At 61.3% G+C, this 19750-nt stretch carries 18 protein-coding genes; 11 read left to right on the top strand and 7 right to left on the bottom strand.

The genetic code is table 11. The features are described from left to right. From WBB14_RS01280 to WBB14_RS01290, 3 genes are all read right to left on the bottom strand, one after another. The coding region (locus WBB14_RS01280) for an MlaD family protein (protein WP_424238223.1) at positions 1 to 725 on the bottom strand (725 nt) is incomplete at its 3' end. Continuing rightward, positions 712 to 1551: an ABC transporter ATP-binding protein gene (locus WBB14_RS01285; RefSeq protein ID WP_424238224.1), complete on the bottom strand. Its 840-nt coding sequence runs from the start codon at positions 1549 to 1551 to the stop codon at positions 712 to 714. The genes WBB14_RS01280 and WBB14_RS01285, both read right to left, overlap by 14 nt. After that, positions 1551 to 2684, bottom strand: a complete 1134-nt coding sequence (locus WBB14_RS01290) for an MlaE family ABC transporter permease (RefSeq protein WP_424238225.1) — start codon at positions 2682 to 2684, stop codon at positions 1551 to 1553. Before WBB14_RS01290 ends, WBB14_RS01285 begins: the two co-directional genes overlap by 1 nt. Before the next feature lie 95 nt (positions 2685 to 2779). On the opposite strand from WBB14_RS01290, the gene WBB14_RS01295 reads away from it, so the two are divergent. The 3 genes from WBB14_RS01295 to WBB14_RS01305 are packed head-to-tail and all read left to right on the top strand — an operon-like array spanning position 2780 to position 4626. Then, a complete protein-coding gene (locus WBB14_RS01295) occupies positions 2780 to 3628 on the top strand; it encodes a biotin--[acetyl-CoA-carboxylase] ligase (protein WP_424238226.1) in 849 nt (282 codons plus the stop codon). Further along, the gene (locus tag WBB14_RS01300) at positions 3625 to 4431 is read left to right on the top strand and encodes a type III pantothenate kinase (RefSeq protein WP_424238227.1); all 807 of its coding nucleotides are present in this window, start codon (positions 3625 to 3627) and stop codon (positions 4429 to 4431) included. The genes WBB14_RS01295 and WBB14_RS01300 overlap by 4 nt, the downstream gene beginning before the upstream one ends. 15 nt (positions 4432 to 4446) lie before the next feature. After that, positions 4447 to 4626, top strand: coding sequence for a hypothetical protein (locus tag WBB14_RS01305; RefSeq protein ID WP_424238228.1), 180 nt, complete (start codon positions 4447 to 4449; stop codon positions 4624 to 4626). 36 nt (positions 4627 to 4662) lie between these two features. Here the strand turns inward: WBB14_RS01305 and WBB14_RS01310 are convergent, their stop codons facing one another. The 3 genes from WBB14_RS01310 to WBB14_RS01320 form a co-directional block, all read right to left on the bottom strand. Then, entirely contained in the window at positions 4663 to 5958 is a 1296-nt protein-coding gene (locus WBB14_RS01310) for a 3-deoxy-D-manno-octulosonic acid transferase (protein WP_424238229.1), read from the bottom strand. Between the two features lies 1 nt (position 5959). Next, on the bottom strand, positions 5960 to 7000 hold the full coding sequence (gene waaC / locus WBB14_RS01315) for a lipopolysaccharide heptosyltransferase I (protein ID WP_424238230.1): 1041 nt from the start codon (positions 6998 to 7000) through the stop codon (positions 5960 to 5962). 193 nt (positions 7001 to 7193) lie between these two features. Continuing rightward, the gene (locus WBB14_RS01320; RefSeq protein ID WP_424238231.1) at positions 7194 to 8114 is read right to left on the bottom strand and encodes an NAD-dependent epimerase/dehydratase family protein; all 921 of its coding nucleotides are present in this window, start codon (positions 8112 to 8114) and stop codon (positions 7194 to 7196) included. Between the two features lie 381 nt (positions 8115 to 8495). Here WBB14_RS01320 and WBB14_RS01325 point away from each other — a divergent pair, with 381 nt between their 5' ends. The 7 genes from WBB14_RS01325 (at position 8496) to WBB14_RS01355 (ending at position 17835) form a co-directional block, all read left to right on the top strand. Further along, a complete protein-coding gene (locus WBB14_RS01325; protein ID WP_424238232.1) occupies positions 8496 to 10298 on the top strand; it encodes a polysaccharide biosynthesis protein in 1803 nt (600 codons plus the stop codon). Between the two features lie 44 nt (positions 10299 to 10342). Further along, positions 10343 to 11389: a polysaccharide biosynthesis protein gene (locus WBB14_RS01330; RefSeq protein WP_424238233.1), complete on the top strand. Its 1047-nt coding sequence runs from the start codon at positions 10343 to 10345 to the stop codon at positions 11387 to 11389. Then, a complete protein-coding gene (gene wbjC / locus WBB14_RS01335; RefSeq protein WP_424238234.1) occupies positions 11390 to 12496 on the top strand; it encodes a UDP-2-acetamido-2,6-beta-L-arabino-hexul-4-ose reductase in 1107 nt (368 codons plus the stop codon). A gap of 9 nt (positions 12497 to 12505) precedes the next feature. Then, a complete protein-coding gene (gene wecB / locus WBB14_RS01340; RefSeq protein ID WP_424238235.1) occupies positions 12506 to 13639 on the top strand; it encodes a non-hydrolyzing UDP-N-acetylglucosamine 2-epimerase in 1134 nt (377 codons plus the stop codon). Positions 13640 to 13759: 120 nt separating this feature from the next. Continuing rightward, positions 13760 to 15058: an O-antigen ligase family protein gene (locus WBB14_RS01345; protein WP_424238236.1), complete on the top strand. Its 1299-nt coding sequence runs from the start codon at positions 13760 to 13762 to the stop codon at positions 15056 to 15058. Between the two features lie 20 nt (positions 15059 to 15078). Further along, entirely contained in the window at positions 15079 to 16332 is a 1254-nt protein-coding gene (locus tag WBB14_RS01350; protein WP_424238237.1) for a glycosyltransferase, read from the top strand. 120 nt (positions 16333 to 16452) lie between these two features. Further along, positions 16453 to 17835 carry a hypothetical protein gene (locus WBB14_RS01355; protein WP_424238238.1) on the top strand — a complete coding sequence of 461 codons (1383 nt, stop codon included), beginning with the start codon at positions 16453 to 16455 and terminating at the stop codon, positions 17833 to 17835. Here WBB14_RS01355 and WBB14_RS01360 read toward each other — a convergent pair. Then, the gene (locus tag WBB14_RS01360; RefSeq protein ID WP_424238239.1) at positions 17806 to 17988 is read right to left on the bottom strand and encodes a hypothetical protein; all 183 of its coding nucleotides are present in this window, start codon (positions 17986 to 17988) and stop codon (positions 17806 to 17808) included. The genes WBB14_RS01355 and WBB14_RS01360 overlap by 30 nt on opposite strands. Positions 17989 to 18158: 170 nt before the next feature. On the opposite strand from WBB14_RS01360, the gene WBB14_RS01365 reads away from it, so the two are divergent. Continuing rightward, positions 18159 to 19670 (top strand): hypothetical protein, encoded by a 1512-nt coding sequence (locus tag WBB14_RS01365; protein WP_424238240.1) that lies wholly within the window; start codon positions 18159 to 18161, stop codon positions 19668 to 19670. Positions 19671 to 19750: the final 80 nt, after the last annotated feature.

A 19750-nucleotide genomic window follows, 5' to 3' on the forward strand; every position in this document is an offset into this window, starting at 1 on the left:
GATAGGGGGCCGCCGGGCGCGTTCAGGCGCGCCAGCGACTGGCGGGCCTGCGCGGCCAGGTCGCCAACTTCGCGCGCGGCGCGGTCGGCCTGGCGCGAGGTCTTGTCCAAGGATTCCATCAGAGGGCCGAGCTTGGCCAGCGTGGGGCCCAGATCCTGGCTGGCAGCCCTGAGCGATTGGGTGATATCGGTAGCGTTCTGCAGGCTGGCGGTGAGCGCCTGCACGTTCTGCTCGCTCAGCACGCGCCGCAGTTGTTCGGTGACTTCTTCCACGTTCGAGATCAGCTTGCCGCCGCGCTGCTCGATGCGATCGAGAAAGCCGGGGCGCAACGGAATGGCGGCCGGATGCGCGGCCGACGACGCCAGCCGCTTCATCGACGTGCCGTCGTCGCGCAGCTCTACGTTGGACATGCCGGTCACGCCCTGCACGCCCAGCTCGGCCCAGGTGGATTCGGTGATCGGCGTGTTCGGCGCCACCCCGATGCGGATGCGCACCTGCCCGGGCTTGTCCGGGTTCAGGGCCAGCGACTGCACCTTGCCCACCGGCACGCCCTGGTAGCGCACCGTCGACTGCGGGTTCAGGCCGCTGACGGCAGTGGCGGAGATGATTTCGTATGGCTGCAGCTGAGTCCGGTCGCGTCCGATCCAGATGGCCACCAGGGCGGCTGCGGCCAGCAGGACCAGCGTGAAGATGCCGGCCATGAGCGCATGACTACGGTTTTCCATGATGCAATCCCTTCGGCGCCAGATCCCCCAGCGCGCGCAAACCGCGCTCGCCCAGGAAGAACGTGTGAATGAACGGGTGATCGACCTTCAATACTTCCGGCACCGTGTCGCACACGATCACCCGTTTGTCCGCCAGCACGGCGACGCGCGTGGCCAACGCCAGCAGCGTGTCCAGGTCGTGCGTCACCATGACGACGGTAAATCCCAATTGCCGGTGCAGGCTGCGCACCAGGTCCACGAATTCATCGGACCGCAGCGGGTCCAGGCCGGCGGTGGGCTCGTCCAGGAACAACAGTTCCGGATCCAGCGACAGCGCGCGCGCCAGCGCCACGCGCTTGACCATGCCGCCGGACAGGTCCGAAGGCCGCTTGTCGGCGTCGCGGGCCGACAGGCCCACCATCGCCAGCCGGCACATGACGACGTCGCGCACCAGGTCTTCCGGCACCGTGCGCAGTTCGCGCAGCGGCAAGGCCACATTGTCGAACACCGACAGCGCGGAAAACAATGCCCCCGCCTGGAACAGCATGCCCCAGCGGTAGGACAGCCGCCGGCGTTCGCCCGCCGTCAGTTCGAACAGCGCATGCCCCAGCACCCGCACCGTGCCCGCGGCCGGCCGGTCCAGCCCGATGATCTGCCGCAGCAGCACCGTCTTGCCCGTGCCCGAGCCTCCCACCAGCACCAGGATCTCGCCCGGAAAGACGGTCAGGTCCAGATTGTCGTGCACCACGTGGTCGCCGAACGCCGTGCGCAAGCCGCGCACCGTGATGACCGGTTCTACGGTGACGCCGTCCTCGGCGAACAGCTTGTGCTGGGCGGCGCTGTTCATCAAATGCCCACCGAGCTGAAGATCACGGCGTAGAGCGCGTCCAGCAGGATCACGCCGGTAATCGAGGTGACCACCGACGTGGTGGTGCCGCGCCCCAGGCTTTCCGTGTTGGGCTGGATGCGCAGGCCGAAATGGCAGGCGATCAGCGCGATCAGCATGCCGAAGGTCACGCCCTTCAAGATGCCGATCCAGTAGTTGGTCAACGAAATCGCATCCGGCAGCGACTGCAGGAACCATTGCGCCGATACGCCCAGCTGCAGCTGCGCGGCCAGCATGCCGCCCAGGATCGCCATGGCGTCCGTCCACAGCACCAGCAGCGGCATGGTCACGGCCAGCGCCACCACTCGCGGCAGGATCAGGCGCTGCCCGTGCGAAATGCCCATGACCAGCATGGCATCCAGTTCCTGCGTCACCCGCATCACGCCGATCTGCGCCGTGATCGCGGAACCCGAACGGCCCGCGACCAGGATGGCGGCCAGTACCGGACCCAGTTCGCGCACGATGGACACGCCCAGCAGCCGCACGATGAAGCGATCGGCGCCTATCATCTGCAACTGCTGCGCCGACAGGTAGGACAGCACCACCCCGATCAGGAAGCCGACCAGCGCCGTAATGCCCAGCGCCTGCGCGCCAGTGCGGTACACCTGCGCCGAAATCTCGCGCCAGGGCCCCAATCGCGGGCGGCGCAGCATGCCGCCGAAGTCCAGGACCAGTTGCCCCAGCATGACGAGCAAGGCGCGGCCGTTGTCGATCGCCTGGAAGATCGCCTCGCCCACGGCGCGCAGCCAGCTCCAGGGATCCCGCTTGGGCGCCGCGGCCGGGGCCTCGCCCTTGTTCATGGCCAGTGCGTTGAAAACATCCTGCTGGCCGGCCGACCAGCGTACGCGCTCGGGCAGCTTGTAGCCCCAGGCCTCCCAGATCAGCAGCGCGCCGATGGTGTCCAGCCGGCCGATGCCGTGCAGATCCCAGCGCGCGCCCCCATCGGTGGCGCAGGCCAGCGCCTCGCGGCGGCGCTGCACCTCGCCAGGCTCGGCCAGCGCCAGCACGCTCCAGTCGCCGGCTACATGGCACACGCCCCCTTCGAAGCGGAAAGGCGCGGCGGCGGCAGGTGCGGACGTAGCGGAATGCGGCATGAAAACAGAATACCGGTGCAAAATGTATCGCCAATCATAAACGCTGGCGCTGGCCAACCGCGAGCGCGGGCCGCGTGCCCTACAATCGCCGCCATATGTCCGCTCAAGCCAGCCCCATCGACCTGCCCGCGCCTGAAGCCCTGGCCCGCGCGCTCAACACACGCCTGCCCGCCTTCCAGGACATCGCCTGGACCGGCAGCACCGGATCGACCAACGCCGATCTCCTGGCCCGCGCACGCGCCGGCGCCGGCGGCAAGCCCTGGCTGCTGGGCACGCACCTGCAGGAAACCGGGCGAGGCCGCGCCGGCCGCCCCTGGCAGAACCGCGCGGGTTCCACGCTGATGTTCTCCTGTGCCTTCAACGTACACCTGCCGCCCGCGCAACTGCCCGCGCTATCGCCCCTGGCCGGCATAGCCGCCTGCGAGGCCTTGCGCACCGTCGCCGGCCCGCACGCTACCGGACTGTGCATGAAGTGGCCCAACGACGTGCAATGGCACGACGCCAAACTGGCAGGCGTGCTGGTGGAGACCACCCGCAATCCCGGCGGCAGCGAAACCGGCCATACGGTCGTCATCGGCATGGGCGTGAACCTGGTCGACGCCGCCCGGCTGTCGCTCGCGCTGGGGCGCGAAGTCGCCGACTGGTGCCAGGTGCAGGCGGGCGCGGCCCGCCTGGCAGCCGCCGCCGACCTGGTCTGCGCCAGCGCCATGGCCTGGCTCGAAACGGTCCAAACCCTGGAGCGTGAAGGCTTTGGCGCCTTCAGGCAACGCTTCGACCAGGTGGACGCTTTGGCCGGCCGCAAGGTCAACGTGCTGGACAAGGGCGCTATTCTTCTAAGCGGCACCGCCTGCGGCGTGGACGAGCAAGGCCGCCTGCTGGTGCAAACGCCCGAGGGCATCCAGCCGATCCTGGTCGGTGAAATCTCGATTCGACGCCAAGCATGATTATTCTCATCGACTCCGGCAACAGCCGTCTCAAGGTGGGTTGGCTGGACGCCGGCAACCCCGACACGCCGCGCGAGCCGGCGGCGGTCGCCTTCGACGGTCTGGACCTGGACGCCCTGGACCGCTGGCTGTCCACCTTGCCGCGCCGCCCTTTGCGCGCGCTTGGGGTCAATGTGGCCGGCGAGGCCCGTGGCGCAGCCATCGCCGCCATTCTGCTAAAGCACGGCTGCACGGTGGTCTGGTCGCCATCGCAGGCAAGCACGCTGGGGCTGGTCAACAGCTACAAGACGCCCACGCAACTGGGCGCCGACCGCTGGGCCTCGCTGCTGGGCGTGCTGTCGCGCCTGCCCGGTGCGCACCCGCCCTTCGTGCTGGCCAGCTTCGGCACCGCCACCACCATCGACACCGTCGGCCCGGACAATGTCTTCGCCGGCGGCCTGATCCTGCCCGGTCCGGCCATGATGCGCAGCGCCCTGGCCCACGGCACCGCCAATCTCCCCATCGCCAACGGCCAAGTCGTGGCCTATCCCACGGACACGCACGAAGCCATCGCCTCGGGCATCGCCGCCGCGCAGGCCGGCGCGGTCGTGCGCCAATGGCTGGCCGGACGCCAACGCTACGGCCAGACGCCGCAAATCTACGCGGCGGGCGGCGGCTGGCCCGAAGTGCACCAGGAAATCGAACGCTTGCTGGCGGATGCTGGCGGCGCCTTCGGCGCCGCACCCGTGCCGATTTATCTCGATCACCCCGTCCTGGACGGGCTGGCCGCGATTGCCCGCGCCACCCTGGACGTCGACGCCTGAACGGAGCCCCCGGCCATGCGCGTGCTTTTCATCCTCATCCTGCTTGCGAATCTGGGGGTCTATGCGCTGGGCCAGGGTTGGCTGGGTGTGCGCCCCGAGGACGAAGGCCGCGATCCGCGCCGCTTCAACCAGCAACTGAATCCGGACGCGGTGACCTTGGTTCCCAAGACGACGCCTCCCCGCGCCGCGCCCTGAAGCCCCGTCCGGCGCGCGCGCCTGCCGAGGTTGGCGCTAGCCCGCCCTTCTCGCCTCCAGCCACGGCGCCAACGCGTCCAGCGTGCGCTCCGTGGCGCCCGAATGCATGCGGAACCATGCCAGTGCCGCCTCTGCCGCATGCTGGCGGCGCGACTCGTCCGCCAGCAATGCCATCGCTGCATCCACCGCCTCAACGGCATCGGCCGCGCGCAACGCGGCCCCCGCCGCGATGGCGTCTTCCGCTGCCTGCTTGAAGTTGAACGTATGCGGACCCACGATGACCGGCACGCCCGCCGCGCAGGCCTCGATCAGGTTCTGCCCGCCCAGCGGCGCGAAGCTGCCCGCCACGATCGCGGCGTCCGAAGCAGCGTAGTAGAACGCCATCTCGCCCAGCGTGTCGCCCAGCAGCACCGCCGTATCCGGCCCCGGCGCCTCGCCCTCGGACCGCCGGGCATACGGCATCCCGGCCTCCGACAGCAGCCGCGCAGCCTCGTCAAAACGCTGTGGATGGCGCGGAATCAACAGGAACAGGGGCGCGCCCGGCATGGCGGCATGGCGCTTGATGGCCTCGATGAAACCGCTGTCCTCGCCTTCGCGCGTACTGGCCACCGCCACCACGCGCCGGCCCAGCCGTTCGCGCCAAGCCTGCCCCGCGGCAACTCGCGCCGCCGGCAGGACCAGATCGAATTTCAGATTGCCCGTCACGACCGGCTGCGGCGCCCCCGCCTGAACCAGCCGCTCAGCGTCCTCCGCGGTTTGCGCCAGCACCGCATCCAGTCCGCCCAGGGCTTCGCGCATCACACTGCCCATCCTGCCCGCCTGCCTCAGCGACGACGCCGAGAACCGGGCGCTGACCAGCGCCATGGGTACGCCAGCGCCGCGCGCGGCGGCCAGCAGGTTCGGCCAGATCTCGCGTTCGATGAGCAAGCCGCAACGCGGCCGGTAGGCCGCCATGAAACGGCGAGTCGCGCCGGGAAAGTCATAAGGCAGCCATGCCTGGCGCAACTGCCCGCGGGCGATCGCGTCGGCGTACTGGTGTGCGCCCTCGGCCCGGCCGGTGGCCGTCATATGCGTGAGCAGCACCGGCAGGCCCCGATCCAGCAAAGCCTGCAACAAGGGCTGTGCCGCGCGGGTCTCGCCCAGGCTGACCGCATGCACCCAGACGGGAGCCGCCCAGGACGCAGAAGACGTGGCAGCCACCGCGGCGTGGCCGAAGCGCTCGGCAGAGAAGATTTCCCATTGGCCGCCTGCGCGCCGGGCGCGGCGCCCCATCCAGAGCCAGACCAGCGGTGACAGAGCCCTGAGCGCCAGAGAGTAGACGCCGCGGTTCATGTCACTGGGCAGCCAAAGCCTGCTCCACTGCCGCCATCACGGCCTCGCGCGAAGGCGAGGCCCCGCGGTCGCCCAGGCTGGCGGTGTAGCTGGAGCCGACCAGCGGCGTACGTACCGGCGTGGAGGCTCGATAGATGCCGATGGTGGGACGGCCCAACGCGGCCGACAGATGGGTCAGGCCGCTATCCAACCCCACCATCATGCGGGACCCGGCCAACAGGCGCGCCACCATGCTCAGATCCATGCGGGGCATCACCTCGGCGCCGTCCATGCCGGCAATCAGCAAGCGGGCGCGCTCGGCCTCCTGCTCATTTCCTGCCAACAGTTTCAGGGTGCAGCCGGCCTCGCGAAGACGGCGGAAAACGACGCGCCAGTCCTCCTCGGGCCAGAGCTTGTCGTCGCGGCTGGCCGACGGCATGATCACGGCGTAGCCGCGGTCTGTGTCCAGGTGGTGCAAACGTGGCAGCTCACCGACATTCAGGCCCTCGCTGCCGACTTCCAGCACCGGGTCCGCCGCAGCCTGTGTCGCCTGGCGCGCAAAAGCCTGCAGACCAAAATCGGGCACGCCGGCGTACTGGTAACCGAACGTCAAGGCGGCAAGCTTGCGCTGGCGGATCACCGCCGGTTGCCAGAACTCCACCCGATGCCGCACGTTGTAGAACAACGACGCCAGCGGTTCGCGCGCCGAACGCCAGTCCAGCCCATGCCGCACGCCACGGGTCTGGCGCACCAGCCAGGCGGATTTCAGTAGCGCCTGCATGTCGAGCACGATGTCGTACTGCTTGGACCGCAGGCGCTCCTTCAGCGCGCGGCGCTCAGCCCGAACCTGGGCTGACCACCAGGCCTTGCGCCAGCGCCGATGGGCCACCTTGATGACTTCACTGACTGCGGGATGCCATGCCGGGATGTCCGCAAAAGCTTCTTCTGCAATCCAGTCGATCTCCGCGTCCGGCACATGCCGGGCGATATCGGATATGGCGGGCAGCATATGCACCAGATCGCCTAGCGACGAAGTGCGAACAATGAGGATGCGTGTTGGCATTGACAAAAGCACAAAAGACCGCGTGACGCGGAGTCGGAATCATCCGCCGATGCAGGGCGGCATCCGCAGCAAAGAATTTCGGCAATTTACAACAAACTGCACGAGTCATGCGGCCGCGTTTTATCAGGCCAACAGCCCTCATCCAGGCAGGAACGCCTTGAAAAAACTTTCAAATATCTATTCCTATGCCGACTCAGACAACCTCGAACGGCAAGGATCTAGGCATGAATTGCAGCGTCTTGCGGATAGAAGCGTCATCGACCTGCAGGGTGCCCGTAAGCTGCTCATATGCGCCACGCTGCCCCGCAGCCTGCGCCAACATACGCAGCATGAAAGACGGGAAAGGAATCAAACGCGCTGGCCGACCGACATCCTTGGCCACGCCCCGCAAAATATCCGGTGTCGAATAGTCCTGCAGGTCCCGCACATGGAATACATGACCAGGCGCATCAGGGTGCTGCAAGCAAGCCAATAGCGCGGCCGACAGGTTATCCACATGCACCAGGCTGCGTTGATTGCGCACGTTGCGCAATGGCAGCGGCACGCCGGCCCGAACCCACCGAGCCATCCGCGCCATATTGCCCGGCGCGCCCTTGCCGTAAACCAGCGGAGGCCGGACGATCACCAGTTCGGCGCCATGGCGCTGCGCCAGCTCGGCCAACTTCTGTTCCGCTTTCAATTTGGACTTGCCGTAGGGCGTAGTCGGGTGGCATTCCGTCTGCTCGGTCAACGGAGCCCCCGCCTCGCTGGACGTTCCCACCGCGCCAATGGAACTGACGAACACGAACCGCTTCACTCCGGAACGAAAGGCGGTGTCCGCCAGTCTGCAGGTCCATTCCACGTTCACTTGCTCGAACAGGAGTTCGTGATCGGCAGGTGGGGCACCCAACACGTGAGCTCGCCCCGCAAGATGGCAGACAGCCTCCATCCCCGACATGGCCTCCATCAGCGCCGTCTCATCCGTCATATCGGGGATATTGCTCACTTCGACACGCTCATCGCTCAGCGGCCGGCGTGTCAACAATCGCAACGAGTGTCCTTGCGCCAACAGATCCCGCACCACTCGTTGCCCGACAAATCCCGTTCCGCCCGTGACTAAAATTTTGCTCATCATATTTTCGCAAGTTGTTGTTCAGAAAGCGGCACGCCCCCGACCATTGCCGGCAGGACATTCGTACTTGCCGGACTAACTCGTCCGACTCCGCCGGTCAGTAACTCCGGGCGCAAGTAATGCGCCCCCATTTAATCTTCGCATCGTGCCCCCCTTGGGCGCCGCATATTGCAGCACCTTGGATGGCGGCGCCGCGCAAGCTGTTCTCGGCGCCTTCGCCAGCCCGCGGCGCAGGGGCGGTACTCTACCTCAACGGCGTATTGATACAATCACGCACCCCCCCAACTCCCTTTATCAGTCGGTGTGACTTTGCGTACCTCAATCGGTGCAGTTCGGCAAGCGCTCGTGGACCTCCCGAGATCAGCCAAAAGAGCACTTGCCATTTTGCTGGACGCGCTGATTCTGTTTGGCGCTTTCCAGTTGGCATTATGGCTTCGTTTCGAGCTATTTTTTACAACACCAGACTATCTTTTGCTGTCATTTGCCGCGTGTGCCAGCGGCATCTTCGCGCTAGTCGTATTTGGCACCTATCAATACGTGCTGCGGTATATGACGGACCGTGTCGCCCTTGTCATAGTAGGGGGCGTACTGGTGTCAATCATGACCGTCACCGCCTGCAGCCTCTTTCTGCAGATGTCCTCGGGACTTTCGCGCGGCGTATTGACCATTTACGGCGTTGTGTCCCTGGTGCTGCTGCTCGGCGTGCGGCTGGCGGCCCTCAAGACCTTGTTTCCTCGCCACCGGCTTGGCGATGTACCGCGGGATAGCGTCGTCCGTGTGCTGATCTACGGTGCAGGCCCGGCTGGCAGCCAACTGGCGCTCGCCTTGCGCAACAGCTCGCATTACCGCCCGATCGCGCTGGTCGACGACGACCGGGATAAAACTGGCCTGATGGCCGCTGGTCTGCGCACTCACCCTACGAGCGACGTAGGCGAACTCGTGGAACGCTACAATATCGGCCAGATCTTGATTGCCAAGCCGACGGCTTCGCGCGAACAAATCAACAACATGGTGGAGATCGGTTCGCAGCACAGTATCCGGGTCCGGATTGTGCCGAATCTGCACGAAATGGTCGACCAGGCCGGCGGCCTGAAAGCTCGCGACCTTCAGATCGAAGACCTCCTGGGCCGCGATGCCGTGGCGCCGCTGCCCGCGCTGTTGGGCCGATATGTAACTGGGCATGTAGTCATGGTGTCTGGAGCTGGCGGCTCCATCGGCTCCGAATTGTGCCGCCAGATCCTGGCGCTGCAGCCCCGCCGCCTGGTCTTGCTGGAAATCTCCGAGCCTGCCCTGTACACGATCGGCCAGGACCTTGCCGGGATCAATTCGCAGAATGTGGAGATCGTGCTGCTGCTGGGCTCCGTGGGTGATCAGCGGAATTGTGCAGAACATATGCGCAAGTATGGCGTCGAGACCATCTATCACGCGGCGGCCTATAAGCATGTCCCCCTGGTCGAACACAACATCCGCGAAGGCATTAGCACCAATGCCTTCGGAACCCTGTCCTTCGCCCGCGCCGCCATCGAATCCGGCGTCAAGGATTTTGTGCTGATTTCCACCGATAAGGCTGTCCGGCCCACCAATGTCATGGGCGCAACCAAGCGCCTGGCCGAATTGGTACTGCAGGCGCTGGCGGACATCCAAACCGGCACCCGCTTCTCGATGGTGCGGTTCGGCAATGTGCTGGGTAGCTCGGGCAGCGTCGTCCCCCTGTTCAATCGGCAAATCCAGAACGGCGGGCCAGTGACATTGACACATTCGGACATTACCCGGTACTTCATGACCATCCCGGAAGCAGCACAATTGGTGCTGCAGGCAGGAGCCATGGGAGCCTCGGGCTCGGTTTTCGTCCTGGACATGGGGGAACCGGTCCGCATATACGACCTGGCCAAACGCATGATTCAACTGCATGGCCTGACCGTCCGCACGCCAGAATTCCCCGACGGCGACATCGAAATCCGGATCACGGGCCTACGCCCCGGAGAGAAACTCTACGAAGAACTCCTGATCGGCGGAGATGTCTCGCCTACGCAACACCCTCGGATCATGCAGTCGAAGGAACATAGCATTCCTTATGACGAATTGATGAAAGAACTCGAAAGCATGGAATATTCTTTCACTACGGGCGATGAAATGGCCCCCAAGGCGATGCTCAAAAAGCTCGTGATTGAATATACTCCGTCCTGAATTCAATTAAATAAACCCGCTGCCATAATTAGTATATATAAGCCATGAGCAATAAAACCTTCTGCGACAAGACCTTGCTAATAACCGGAGGCACGGGTTCTTTCGGCAATGCCGTTCTGAAACAGTTCATTAATTCCGATATCGGCGAAATCCGCATTTTCAGCCGCGATGAAAAAAAGCAGGACGATATGCGGAAGCGCTTCAACAATCCGAAATTGAAGTTCTACATCGGAGACGTGCGCGACTACACAAGCATCCTGAATGCCACCCGCGGCGTCGATTTCATTTTTCATGCCGCAGCGCTCAAGCAAGTCCCTTCGTGCGAATTCCACCCGATGGAAGCTGTGCGGACCAACGTCCTGGGCACCGAGAACGTACTCGAAGCAGCCATTGTCAATAATGTCAGCCGCGTCGTATGCCTGAGCACCGACAAAGCCGTTTATCCGATCAACGCCATGGGCATTTCCAAGGCGATGATGGAAAAAGTGATGGTTGCCAAGTCGCGCAACCTCGACGGCAAAGGTACCGTGATCTGTGGGACCCGCTATGGCAACGTCATGGCGTCGCGCGGTTCGGTCATCCCCCTCTTCTTCGACCAATTCCGCGCCGGTACGCCGTTCACGATCACCGACCCCGACATGACCCGTTTCATGATGACGCTGGAAGATGCGGTGGATCTGGTGCTGTATGCGTTTGAGCATGGCACGAACGGCGATATCTTTGTACAGAAGGCTCCCGCCGCCACGATCGAAACGCTGGCCGAAGCCTTGCTCGCCATCCTTAAAAAGCCGGAGCATCCGATCAACATCATCGGCACGCGGCATGGCGAAAAACTCTATGAAACGCTGTTGAGCCGCGAAGAAATGGCTGCCGCCGAGGACCTGGGCGGGTACTACCGCGTGCCCCCCGATCTGCGCGATCTCAATTACGGCAAGTTCGTGGAACAAGGCGAACCGAAGATTTCGCAATACGAAGACTACAACTCGCACAATACCGAACGCCTGGACGTCGCCGGCATGGTGACCTTGCTGCGCAAGCTCGATTTCATCCAGGCCATCGAACGCAACGACATCCCCGAAGCCGAGGGCTAAATGAAGCTGCTTATCACCGGCGCCAACGGATTCGTCGGCAAGAACCTGCGCGTGTTGCTAGGCGAACGCGACGAATTCGAAGTACTCGCATTCACTCGCGAGCATACGCTGGCCCAGCTGGAAGCCATGGTCCAGGAAGCGGATTACGTCTTTCATCTGGCCGGTTCAAACCGCCCCAAAGATCCTGCTGAATTCAAGGAAATCAACCAGGGATTGACCCAATCGCTGATTGATTTCGCTGCCAAGCGCCAGCGCCCCTTGCCGATCGCCTACACCTCATCGATTCAGGCGGAGCTCGAAAATCCCTACGGCGCCAGCAAACTGGCAGCCGAAGAAGCGCTGCTCGCCTATGGGCGCCAGACCGGCTCGTCAGTTCGCCTGTTCCGCCTTCCCAATGTGTTCGGCAAATGGTGCCGCCCGAACTACAACTCTGCGGTAGCAACCTTCTGCCACAACATCGCGCACGACCTGCCAATCACCATCAATGATCCTGCGGCCAAGGTCCGCCTGGTGTACGTGGACGACGTCTGTAAAGCCTTGATCGCCTTGCTCGCCGAAGAGCCCGGCATTAACGGGTACGTGGAAGTCGAGCCGATCTATTCCACCACCGTCGGCGACATGGCCGAGGAGATCCGCGGCTTCAAGGAAAGCCGCCAGACGCTCATCACGCCTCGCGTGGGCACTGGCTTCACGCGCGCGCTGTATTCGACCTACATGAGCTATCTGGAGCCGGCGCAGTTCGCCTACACGGTGCCCAAGTACGGTGACCAACGCGGTGTTTTCGTCGAGATGCTGAAGACGCCCGACGCTGGCCAGTTTTCGTTTTTCACTGCGCTCCCAGGCATCACGCGCGGTGGCCATTATCACCACACAAAGACCGAGAAATTCCTGGTCATCAAGGGTTCGGCTCGTTTCGGTTTCCGCCATATCGTGACGGACGAGACGTTCGAAATCCTCACCAATGGCGACGAGCCCACCATCGTCGAGACCATTCCCGGCTGGGCGCACGACATCACCAATATCGGCGAGGGCGACATGGTCGTCATGCTATGGGCGAACGAGATCTTCGACCGGCAGAATCCCGACACCATCGGCCACAAAGTCTAATTATCCAAGATGACCAAGAAACTCAAAGTCGTTACCGTCCTTGGTACGCGTCCCGAAATCATCCGCTTGTCGCGCGTCATGGCCAAGCTGGACGAATACTGTGATCACATCATCGTCCATACCGGCCAGAACTACGACTACGAACTGAATGAGATCTTCTTCAGTGATCTCGGCGTCCGCCGCCCGGACCGCTTCCTCAACGCGGCGGGAGGCACCGCCGCCGAGACGATCGGCAACGTCATCATTGCCGTCGACAAGGTTCTGGCCGAAACGCAGCCCGAAGCCGTCCTCATCTTAGGTGACACCAATAGCTGCTTGGCCGCCATTCCCGCCAAACGCCGTAAGATTCCCATTTTCCACATGGAAGCCGGAAACCGCTGTTTCGATCAGCGTGTGCCGGAAGAGACAAACCGGCGTATCGTCGACCATACCTCCGACATCAACCTCACTTACAGCAGCATTGCCCGCGAATATCTGCTGGCAGAAGGTTGCCCTCCGGACCGCGTCATCAAGACCGGCAGCCCGATGTTCGAGGTGCTGACGCACTACGCGCCGTCGATCGACGCCTCGGACGCTCTCTCGCGGCTGGGTCTGACTGAGGGCGAGTACTTTGTCATCAGCGCTCACCGCGAAGAGAACGTCGATTCCGAGATCAATCTTCGCAAGCTCGCGGACATCTTCAATGGTCTGGCCACGACTTACGGCAAGCCCGTGATCGTTTCCACGCATCCGCGCACGCAGAAGCGTATTGACGCGCAACAGCTGCAATTTGATCCGCTGGTGCGTCTGCTCAAGCCGCTTGGCTTCCACGATTATGTCAAACTGCAGAAAGACGCCCGCGCGGTGCTTTCCGACAGCGGCACCATCACGGAAGAATCTTCCATTCTCAATTTTCCCGCACTTAATATTCGCGAAGCCCACGAGCGCCCTGAAGGCTTCGAGGAAGCTTCCGTCATGATGGTCGGCCTGGAGCTGGACCGCGTGCTGCAAGGGCTCTCCATCCTGGAGAAGCAAGGGCGGGGAGCCGAGCGCAGCCTGCGCCAGGTGGCCGACTACAGCATGCCTAACGTGGCGGAAAAAGTGGTGCGGATCATCCATAGCTATACGGATTACGTAAACCGTACCGTGTGGAAAAAATACTGATCTAGCTGCTGACGGGCAAACGGCATCGGGGCAACTTGCCCCGAATGCCCCTGCACCTGGGTAGTTTTTCCTTCCCAGCGCGACGCCACTACCAATCAGTATTTGCCCAGGATTGCTTCCATGGACGTCGCCACGCCTCCCCAGTTTTCCCGGGCAGTCAAGAACGTATGCGATGTAGCCCTGCCGCTTTGTATCGGCTTGCTGCCGGTCCTGACCGTCAGCACCAGCCGCGGGGGCAGCGCTGCGTTCTACGCTGCCTGCGTCTTCAGCGTGGCCGGCCTCCTGGTTCGCCAATCCGAACCATCTCGTACTCCGTACTGGCATCGCTACTGGCCTCTGGTTGCGTTGCTGGCACTGGTTCCGTTGACGCCGCTACTCAGCTCTGCCTTGTTGCATACGAGATTGCATGGATCGGATCTTGAACGCGGCCTCCGGTTCTGGGCGATAGCATTGATCGTCGCCGCCCTGGCGCAGGTCGACCGCGAAAGGCTCAAACTCGCCCTGTGGGGCATCGCGACAGCCACCTGGGTCGCCAGCATCACCATCATCCATCTGGCCTGGACCACCGGCAGACGGCCGGAACCCGAGGAATACAATGCTGTCTCCTACGGCAACCTGACCTTGCTTCTGGGCGTGCTCATGCTGTTCGCGCTGGGGCTGCGCACGACGCGCTGGCCCAGGCTTGAAGCCGCCGCGAAGCTTGCATCCGGCGGGGTGGCGATCTACGCCTTCACGCTGACTTTGACCCGCGGCGGTTGGCTGGCGGTCCCCGTCTTTTCCCTCGTGGCACTGGCTCTGACCGGCCAACGGCGATGGGTTCTGAAGGCGGGCATATTTGCCACGGTCATTGTTGGCTGCGCGGCGGTCCTCTACGCCAATCACGATTTGCGCAGCCGCGTAGAACTGGCGACCAACGAAGTCGTTCAATGTCGCAATGACCGATTGGCGGATACTTCGATATGCACACGGCTTCAACTATGGTCCGCCTCCTGGAGAATGTTCCGCGCCGCGCCGCTCACCGGCAATGGAAGCAGTAGCCTATTCCCTGAAAAGTTGCAGGAACAGGCTGCGCGCGGCAAGGTTTCGCCAACGGTTGCTGCAAACTTTGGCGAGCCTCACAACGACCTGCTGTACGCCATGGCCAACTACGGTCTGCCAGGGCTCGCAGCGCTGCTCGCCATATATCTTGCGCCTAGCGCCTATTTCCTCAGACGCGTGCGCCAGGGGAGTTCGGACGGCAAATGCGCTGCCGCCATGGGTCTCGTCGTCTGTCTGGGATTTGCGACATTCGGCCTTACCGAACTGATGTTCCGGGGCATGCGTACCATCGGCCTATATGCGACATTGGCCGCGTTGTTCCTGGTCTTGTCTGCGCCAGCCGGGATCTCCGCGCATTCCGCGCGCAAATCCATACCCTGAATGCGATAACGGAAAAAATCGTGTCTGAAAAAAAACGATTGCTGCACCTGGGTTTCTTCTGCCCACAGGCGTATTTCGACCTGCACGACAGGGCGGAAAAGGATCATCAGTACGCCGCGCGCAAGCTGGAATCCCGGATCGTCGATGGTCTGCGGCAAAACGACGTCGAGGTCGAAACGATCGGCCTGTACCCTGCGCGGATCTTTCCACGCAACCGTACCGTCTTGCTGAAGGCGTTCAAAGGTGTTGATGCCCACGGACAGCAAGCCCAGGCTGTCGGCTACATCAACATGCCCTTTCTCAGCCACATGTCGCGCACCATCTCGATCCTGAGGGCAGGCTGGCGCTCCCTGCGCCAAAGCCGTGAGCGTCCTTCGGCAATCCTGGTGTACTCGCTGCACACTCCTCTAGTGCTTTCTGCGGCGATCTTGTCCAAATTGTTTCGGATCCCCTTCTATATCTACGTCCCTGATCTGCCGCAGTACATGAATGTCGGCGTCAAACGCAGCCGCCTATTCAGTTTCCTGAAGCGGATCGACACATCACTGGTGTTGAGCCTGAGCGACCGGGCGACGGGCATCATAGGAATCACCTCCGAACTGGTCCGCTCGCGCCCCTCCTGGAACGGCAAACGCACGGCAGTCCTGGAAGGCGTGGCAGAGGCCAGCGATGCGCCTGACGCCGCGCAGATGCAGCGCGATTCCGAGATTCTGAACAAGTACGGGTTGACCAAGGGCTTTGTCTTCTACGCCGGCGGCTTGGCTGAACCCTATGGCGTGGGCATTCTCATCCACGCCGTCAAGCAACTGAGCGGCCAGGTCCATCTGGTCCTATGTGGGGCAGGCTCCATGAAAGCAGAGGTGAGCCGGGCCGCAAGCGAGCATCCGCAGATACACTATCTGGGCAGCATCCCTCCCGAAGACGTCAAGGCGCTGTCGCGCAGCGCCAGCTTTCTGGTCAACGCACGCATCCCGGGCGACGCCTATCTGCAATATTCCTTTCCATCCAAGCTGCTGGAATACATGGCCACGGGCGTGCCCGTAATATCTTCCCGTCTGCCCGGCATCCCACAGGAGTACTATGCACACCTGCTCGTTCTGGATGACGTCACCGCGGAAGGCTTGGCTGCATGCCTGCAAAGCAACGCAGGCATGAACTACGGGGCCGCCCAGCTTTCCGCACAAGGCGCAGCCGCCTTCTGTCGGCAGCACAAGACCGCCCTGCAACAGGGAAAAAAACTGGTCCGCACAATTTTTCAGGATCCGGAGCAGTAAGGCCACCCGTGACGTGCGGGAGCCGCGACGGCCATCGACCCTTCTTTTTATATAAATAGTTTTGGCATGATACGGGGCCTCTTCCTCTACCTCGCAGTGAAAGTTTTCCCGGCTCTGTCCATGATCGTGTACATGGTCGCCATGTATATGAGCTTTCCGTCCAGCGATTATGTAACTTATTCCGCTGCAATCGCCGCAGGCGTGATCGGCGCGCAGATTGCTTCAAGCTGGATTGCCAGCGCGATCATCTTTTACTTCCCCTTGCGTAAAGGGAAAGCGGCGTTCGTCACGCAGGTGATACGGATAGCCATTATTTCGGCCTCGCTGACGGCCGTGATCACCGCCGGTATATTTCTATCGCTGTTCCATGATCGGGCGCTGAGCACGAGCGTCTTGTTCCTGACTGCGGCACAAGGGCTATTCTACGTGGCCGTCGCCTTATTCCAACCGGAACGGCGGATGCGCAGCCAGGTCATCAGCGCGATCACGCTGAGCATTACTCAACTGCTGTTTGCGGCCTACGCGATTCTGTCCAATACCCATTCGCTCGCGCTGTCCGTAGCGGGTTATGGCGCGGGGTTCCTGGCCGGCCTCATTACCCTGCTTCTATATATCCATTGGACCTGGTTTACCAGCGTGGTGCGCAAGCGTCAGCGCCGGCTGGCAGCGAAGGAATCTCCGCTTGAGAATTCCAAGCTGCTGGCCTATGGCGGCCCCATGTTCATCTGGTTTTCGCTGATGCTCGTCAATAGCTACACCGATCGCTTCTTCCTTGGCCGCGTGGACGGGCCGGGCGTGGCGGGTTATGCCTTCACCAAAGACCTTCTAATCGGCATTTCAGGATTCATCTCCATGCCGATCATGCTGATAGCCCATTCCATGATCTTCCGGCTGTTCCGTGAGAAAAAGGAACAGGAGCTCTCTCAGCTGATCAAATTCTCGACCACGCTTCTGGTCGTGCTGTTTCTATTTGCGATATTCGTCTATGCGTCATTTGCAAAAGTGCAATTGACGTACTTTTCGCCAGACCTGCAGCACGTATCTTTTTTCCGGGCGGTTCTCATTGGAATCGGCATCATGCTGAGCACCCTGGCACTCTATTCGCAGAAGAAATTCGAGGTGCTCGGCAATCTGAAGCAACTGGTCGTGCTGGCGGCCATCAGCAATAGCGTCGCCTTCCTTGCCTATATGTATTCCTCCAGCAGTCATTCGCTCGACTATTTCGCCATTTCATATGCGGCGAGCACCCTCCTGTATTTTTGCCTGACGCTGTGGACTGGATCGAACGCAATCCGATTCACGATCAACTTCAAGATGATCGCCTTGGTCCTTGCCGTACTGAGCGCCATGCATTTCCTGGCGCCGCCATCTATCTACAACGGACAAATGGACTGGGCAGCCGCGGGATGGGCCGTGGCCTGGCTCGGCGCATTGGCGGCTGTTCTGATGGCCTGCTTGGTCAAACTGTATCGATCATTGGGATCCAGCCTCATCCAAGGCTGATCTGTCTCCACCTTCAAATATCCTGAACGACACCTGATTTGTTGCTGTGACGCACAACAAGGTCACTTCACGAGCAATCAACTCGTAAAAATCTGATTTTTCAGGGCCAAATAAGTTACGTAGTTCTACAATACGTGCGTCACGATTTCGCATGATACTTCTGCTTACTGTCAACCCCCTCTTTTCTTAGTTGACCGCACCATCGAAAGCTAGTGGGAATCATGCTCTCAACGATATATAAAGTAATATTTAGAAATATTTAGTAGGGATGTTTGGCTTTTGGGGCCTTCACATCCCAGAACTTAATGGAAAGGCATTAGCAGATGTTAGGCAATTTCTGGAAGCACGGAAACTTGGCATTAGATAGAAAAATAGCTATCTCGATGCCAACGGTTTTGTATTTGTTCTCGTACTTCGTTACTACGGTTTTGGCTGCGACCGTCTACTTAATGCCTGGCGGGGCAGAGTACATTACAAATAGATGGGGACCGATGGCAGCGAAGGCCTATGAGTCGATCGGTTCACCAACCTATCTTGCCCTTCTTTATCTGCCTCTCATTGTCGTTCCGATTGCGGCCTGGTTGACGATCAAGTTCTTGAAGCGCCCTATCCCGCTCTTGAACAAGGTGGCCTCATACGATCTGAAAATTAATACCTCGGTGCTGTGGCTTTTCGCACTCGCCAGCGCTGCTTATTGTCTTTTTACTCTGAATGCTGCTGGCGCCTTGGATCTTGGCTTGCTGTCCAGCGGCGACTACATTGCGAAAACCACCCGCCGCTTGAACCTTCTGGAAAATACTGGCTTCGTCTTTTTTGCGTTCGCGTACGGGATTAACCTGATTATTCCAGTACTAGCGTTCATTGCATACGTAAAACAGGGCGGCAAACCGCAAGACTTGCTCCTCTTCGTGGCAACATTCGTCTTCTTCCTGTTTACCATCACTGCCACCTACTCGAAGGCTCAGATACTTATCTATCTGATCATGATGGTTGCTGCGTTCATTTTGACGCGCGCCAAATTGAAATACGTGATCATCGTCACCCTCGTTTCGGTTCTCGCATTCGTCCTCACTGGCTATGCGATGTACCCAGCCCCGCCGGAACCGGTGGAAGTAGAACTGGCTAGCGCTCTCCAGCAGCCAGAATCCTCCCCCAAAATAGAAGAACTCCCCCAGGCGATGGCGCCGATCGATATTCCGGCAAGGCCCTCGCCAGCACCTGAAGCGATCCGTCACCCTCCGGCCGATCCAGCGCCTGCGCTTGCTCAACCAACGGTCAAGCTAGATACGAACCTGCTTGCGTCCTACATGAAACGGCTTTCCGGTGACGCACTGCATCGCATGGCGGCAGCCATGCCCTTTTACGTAGCGATGTTCGGGGACGAATCAGAGCGGTGCGGCATCCAGGGAAATCTGGTCCGCAGACTCCTGCATATGCCGGAGGCTAGCTGCGTGCTCCCCATCAAGGTCTTCAACGCAATGTATCCTGAGGTAGATTGGGCACAGGGGCAGCAGCCTGCACCGGCAACGCTATCTGCATACGGTGAATTGGGAATGTTCTGGTCGATTTGCGTGATGGTTCTGAGCGGCGTATTTCTCGGGATTCTCGGCACTGTCGGCGCCGCCGGCAGCAGCCCACTGTTCCTCGGTTTCACCGTAGCCGCTTGCTCGTTTTCCTACTATCTGACCCAAGTGCCGTTGATTGCAAGCTTCACCTATCCTCACGGCATTTTCGCCTTCATGATTCCCATTGCGGCCCTGCTCTTGGTCGCCATCAAGCAACGCCGCAAACGGGAGCAAGGCGTCGACTGCCATCTGGCAAAGCAAGATGCCTGATTAGGCACTTAACGCCTAGCGCCGGATATCCACTGCGGCAAAAACCAAGGGGTCATCTCGCTTCGGCGAGATGACCCCTT

Origin of the sequence: Achromobacter sp., from assembly GCF_049647645.1 — a bacterium.
In the GTDB taxonomy this organism is placed as follows: domain Bacteria; phylum Pseudomonadota; class Gammaproteobacteria; order Burkholderiales; family Burkholderiaceae_B; genus Achromobacter.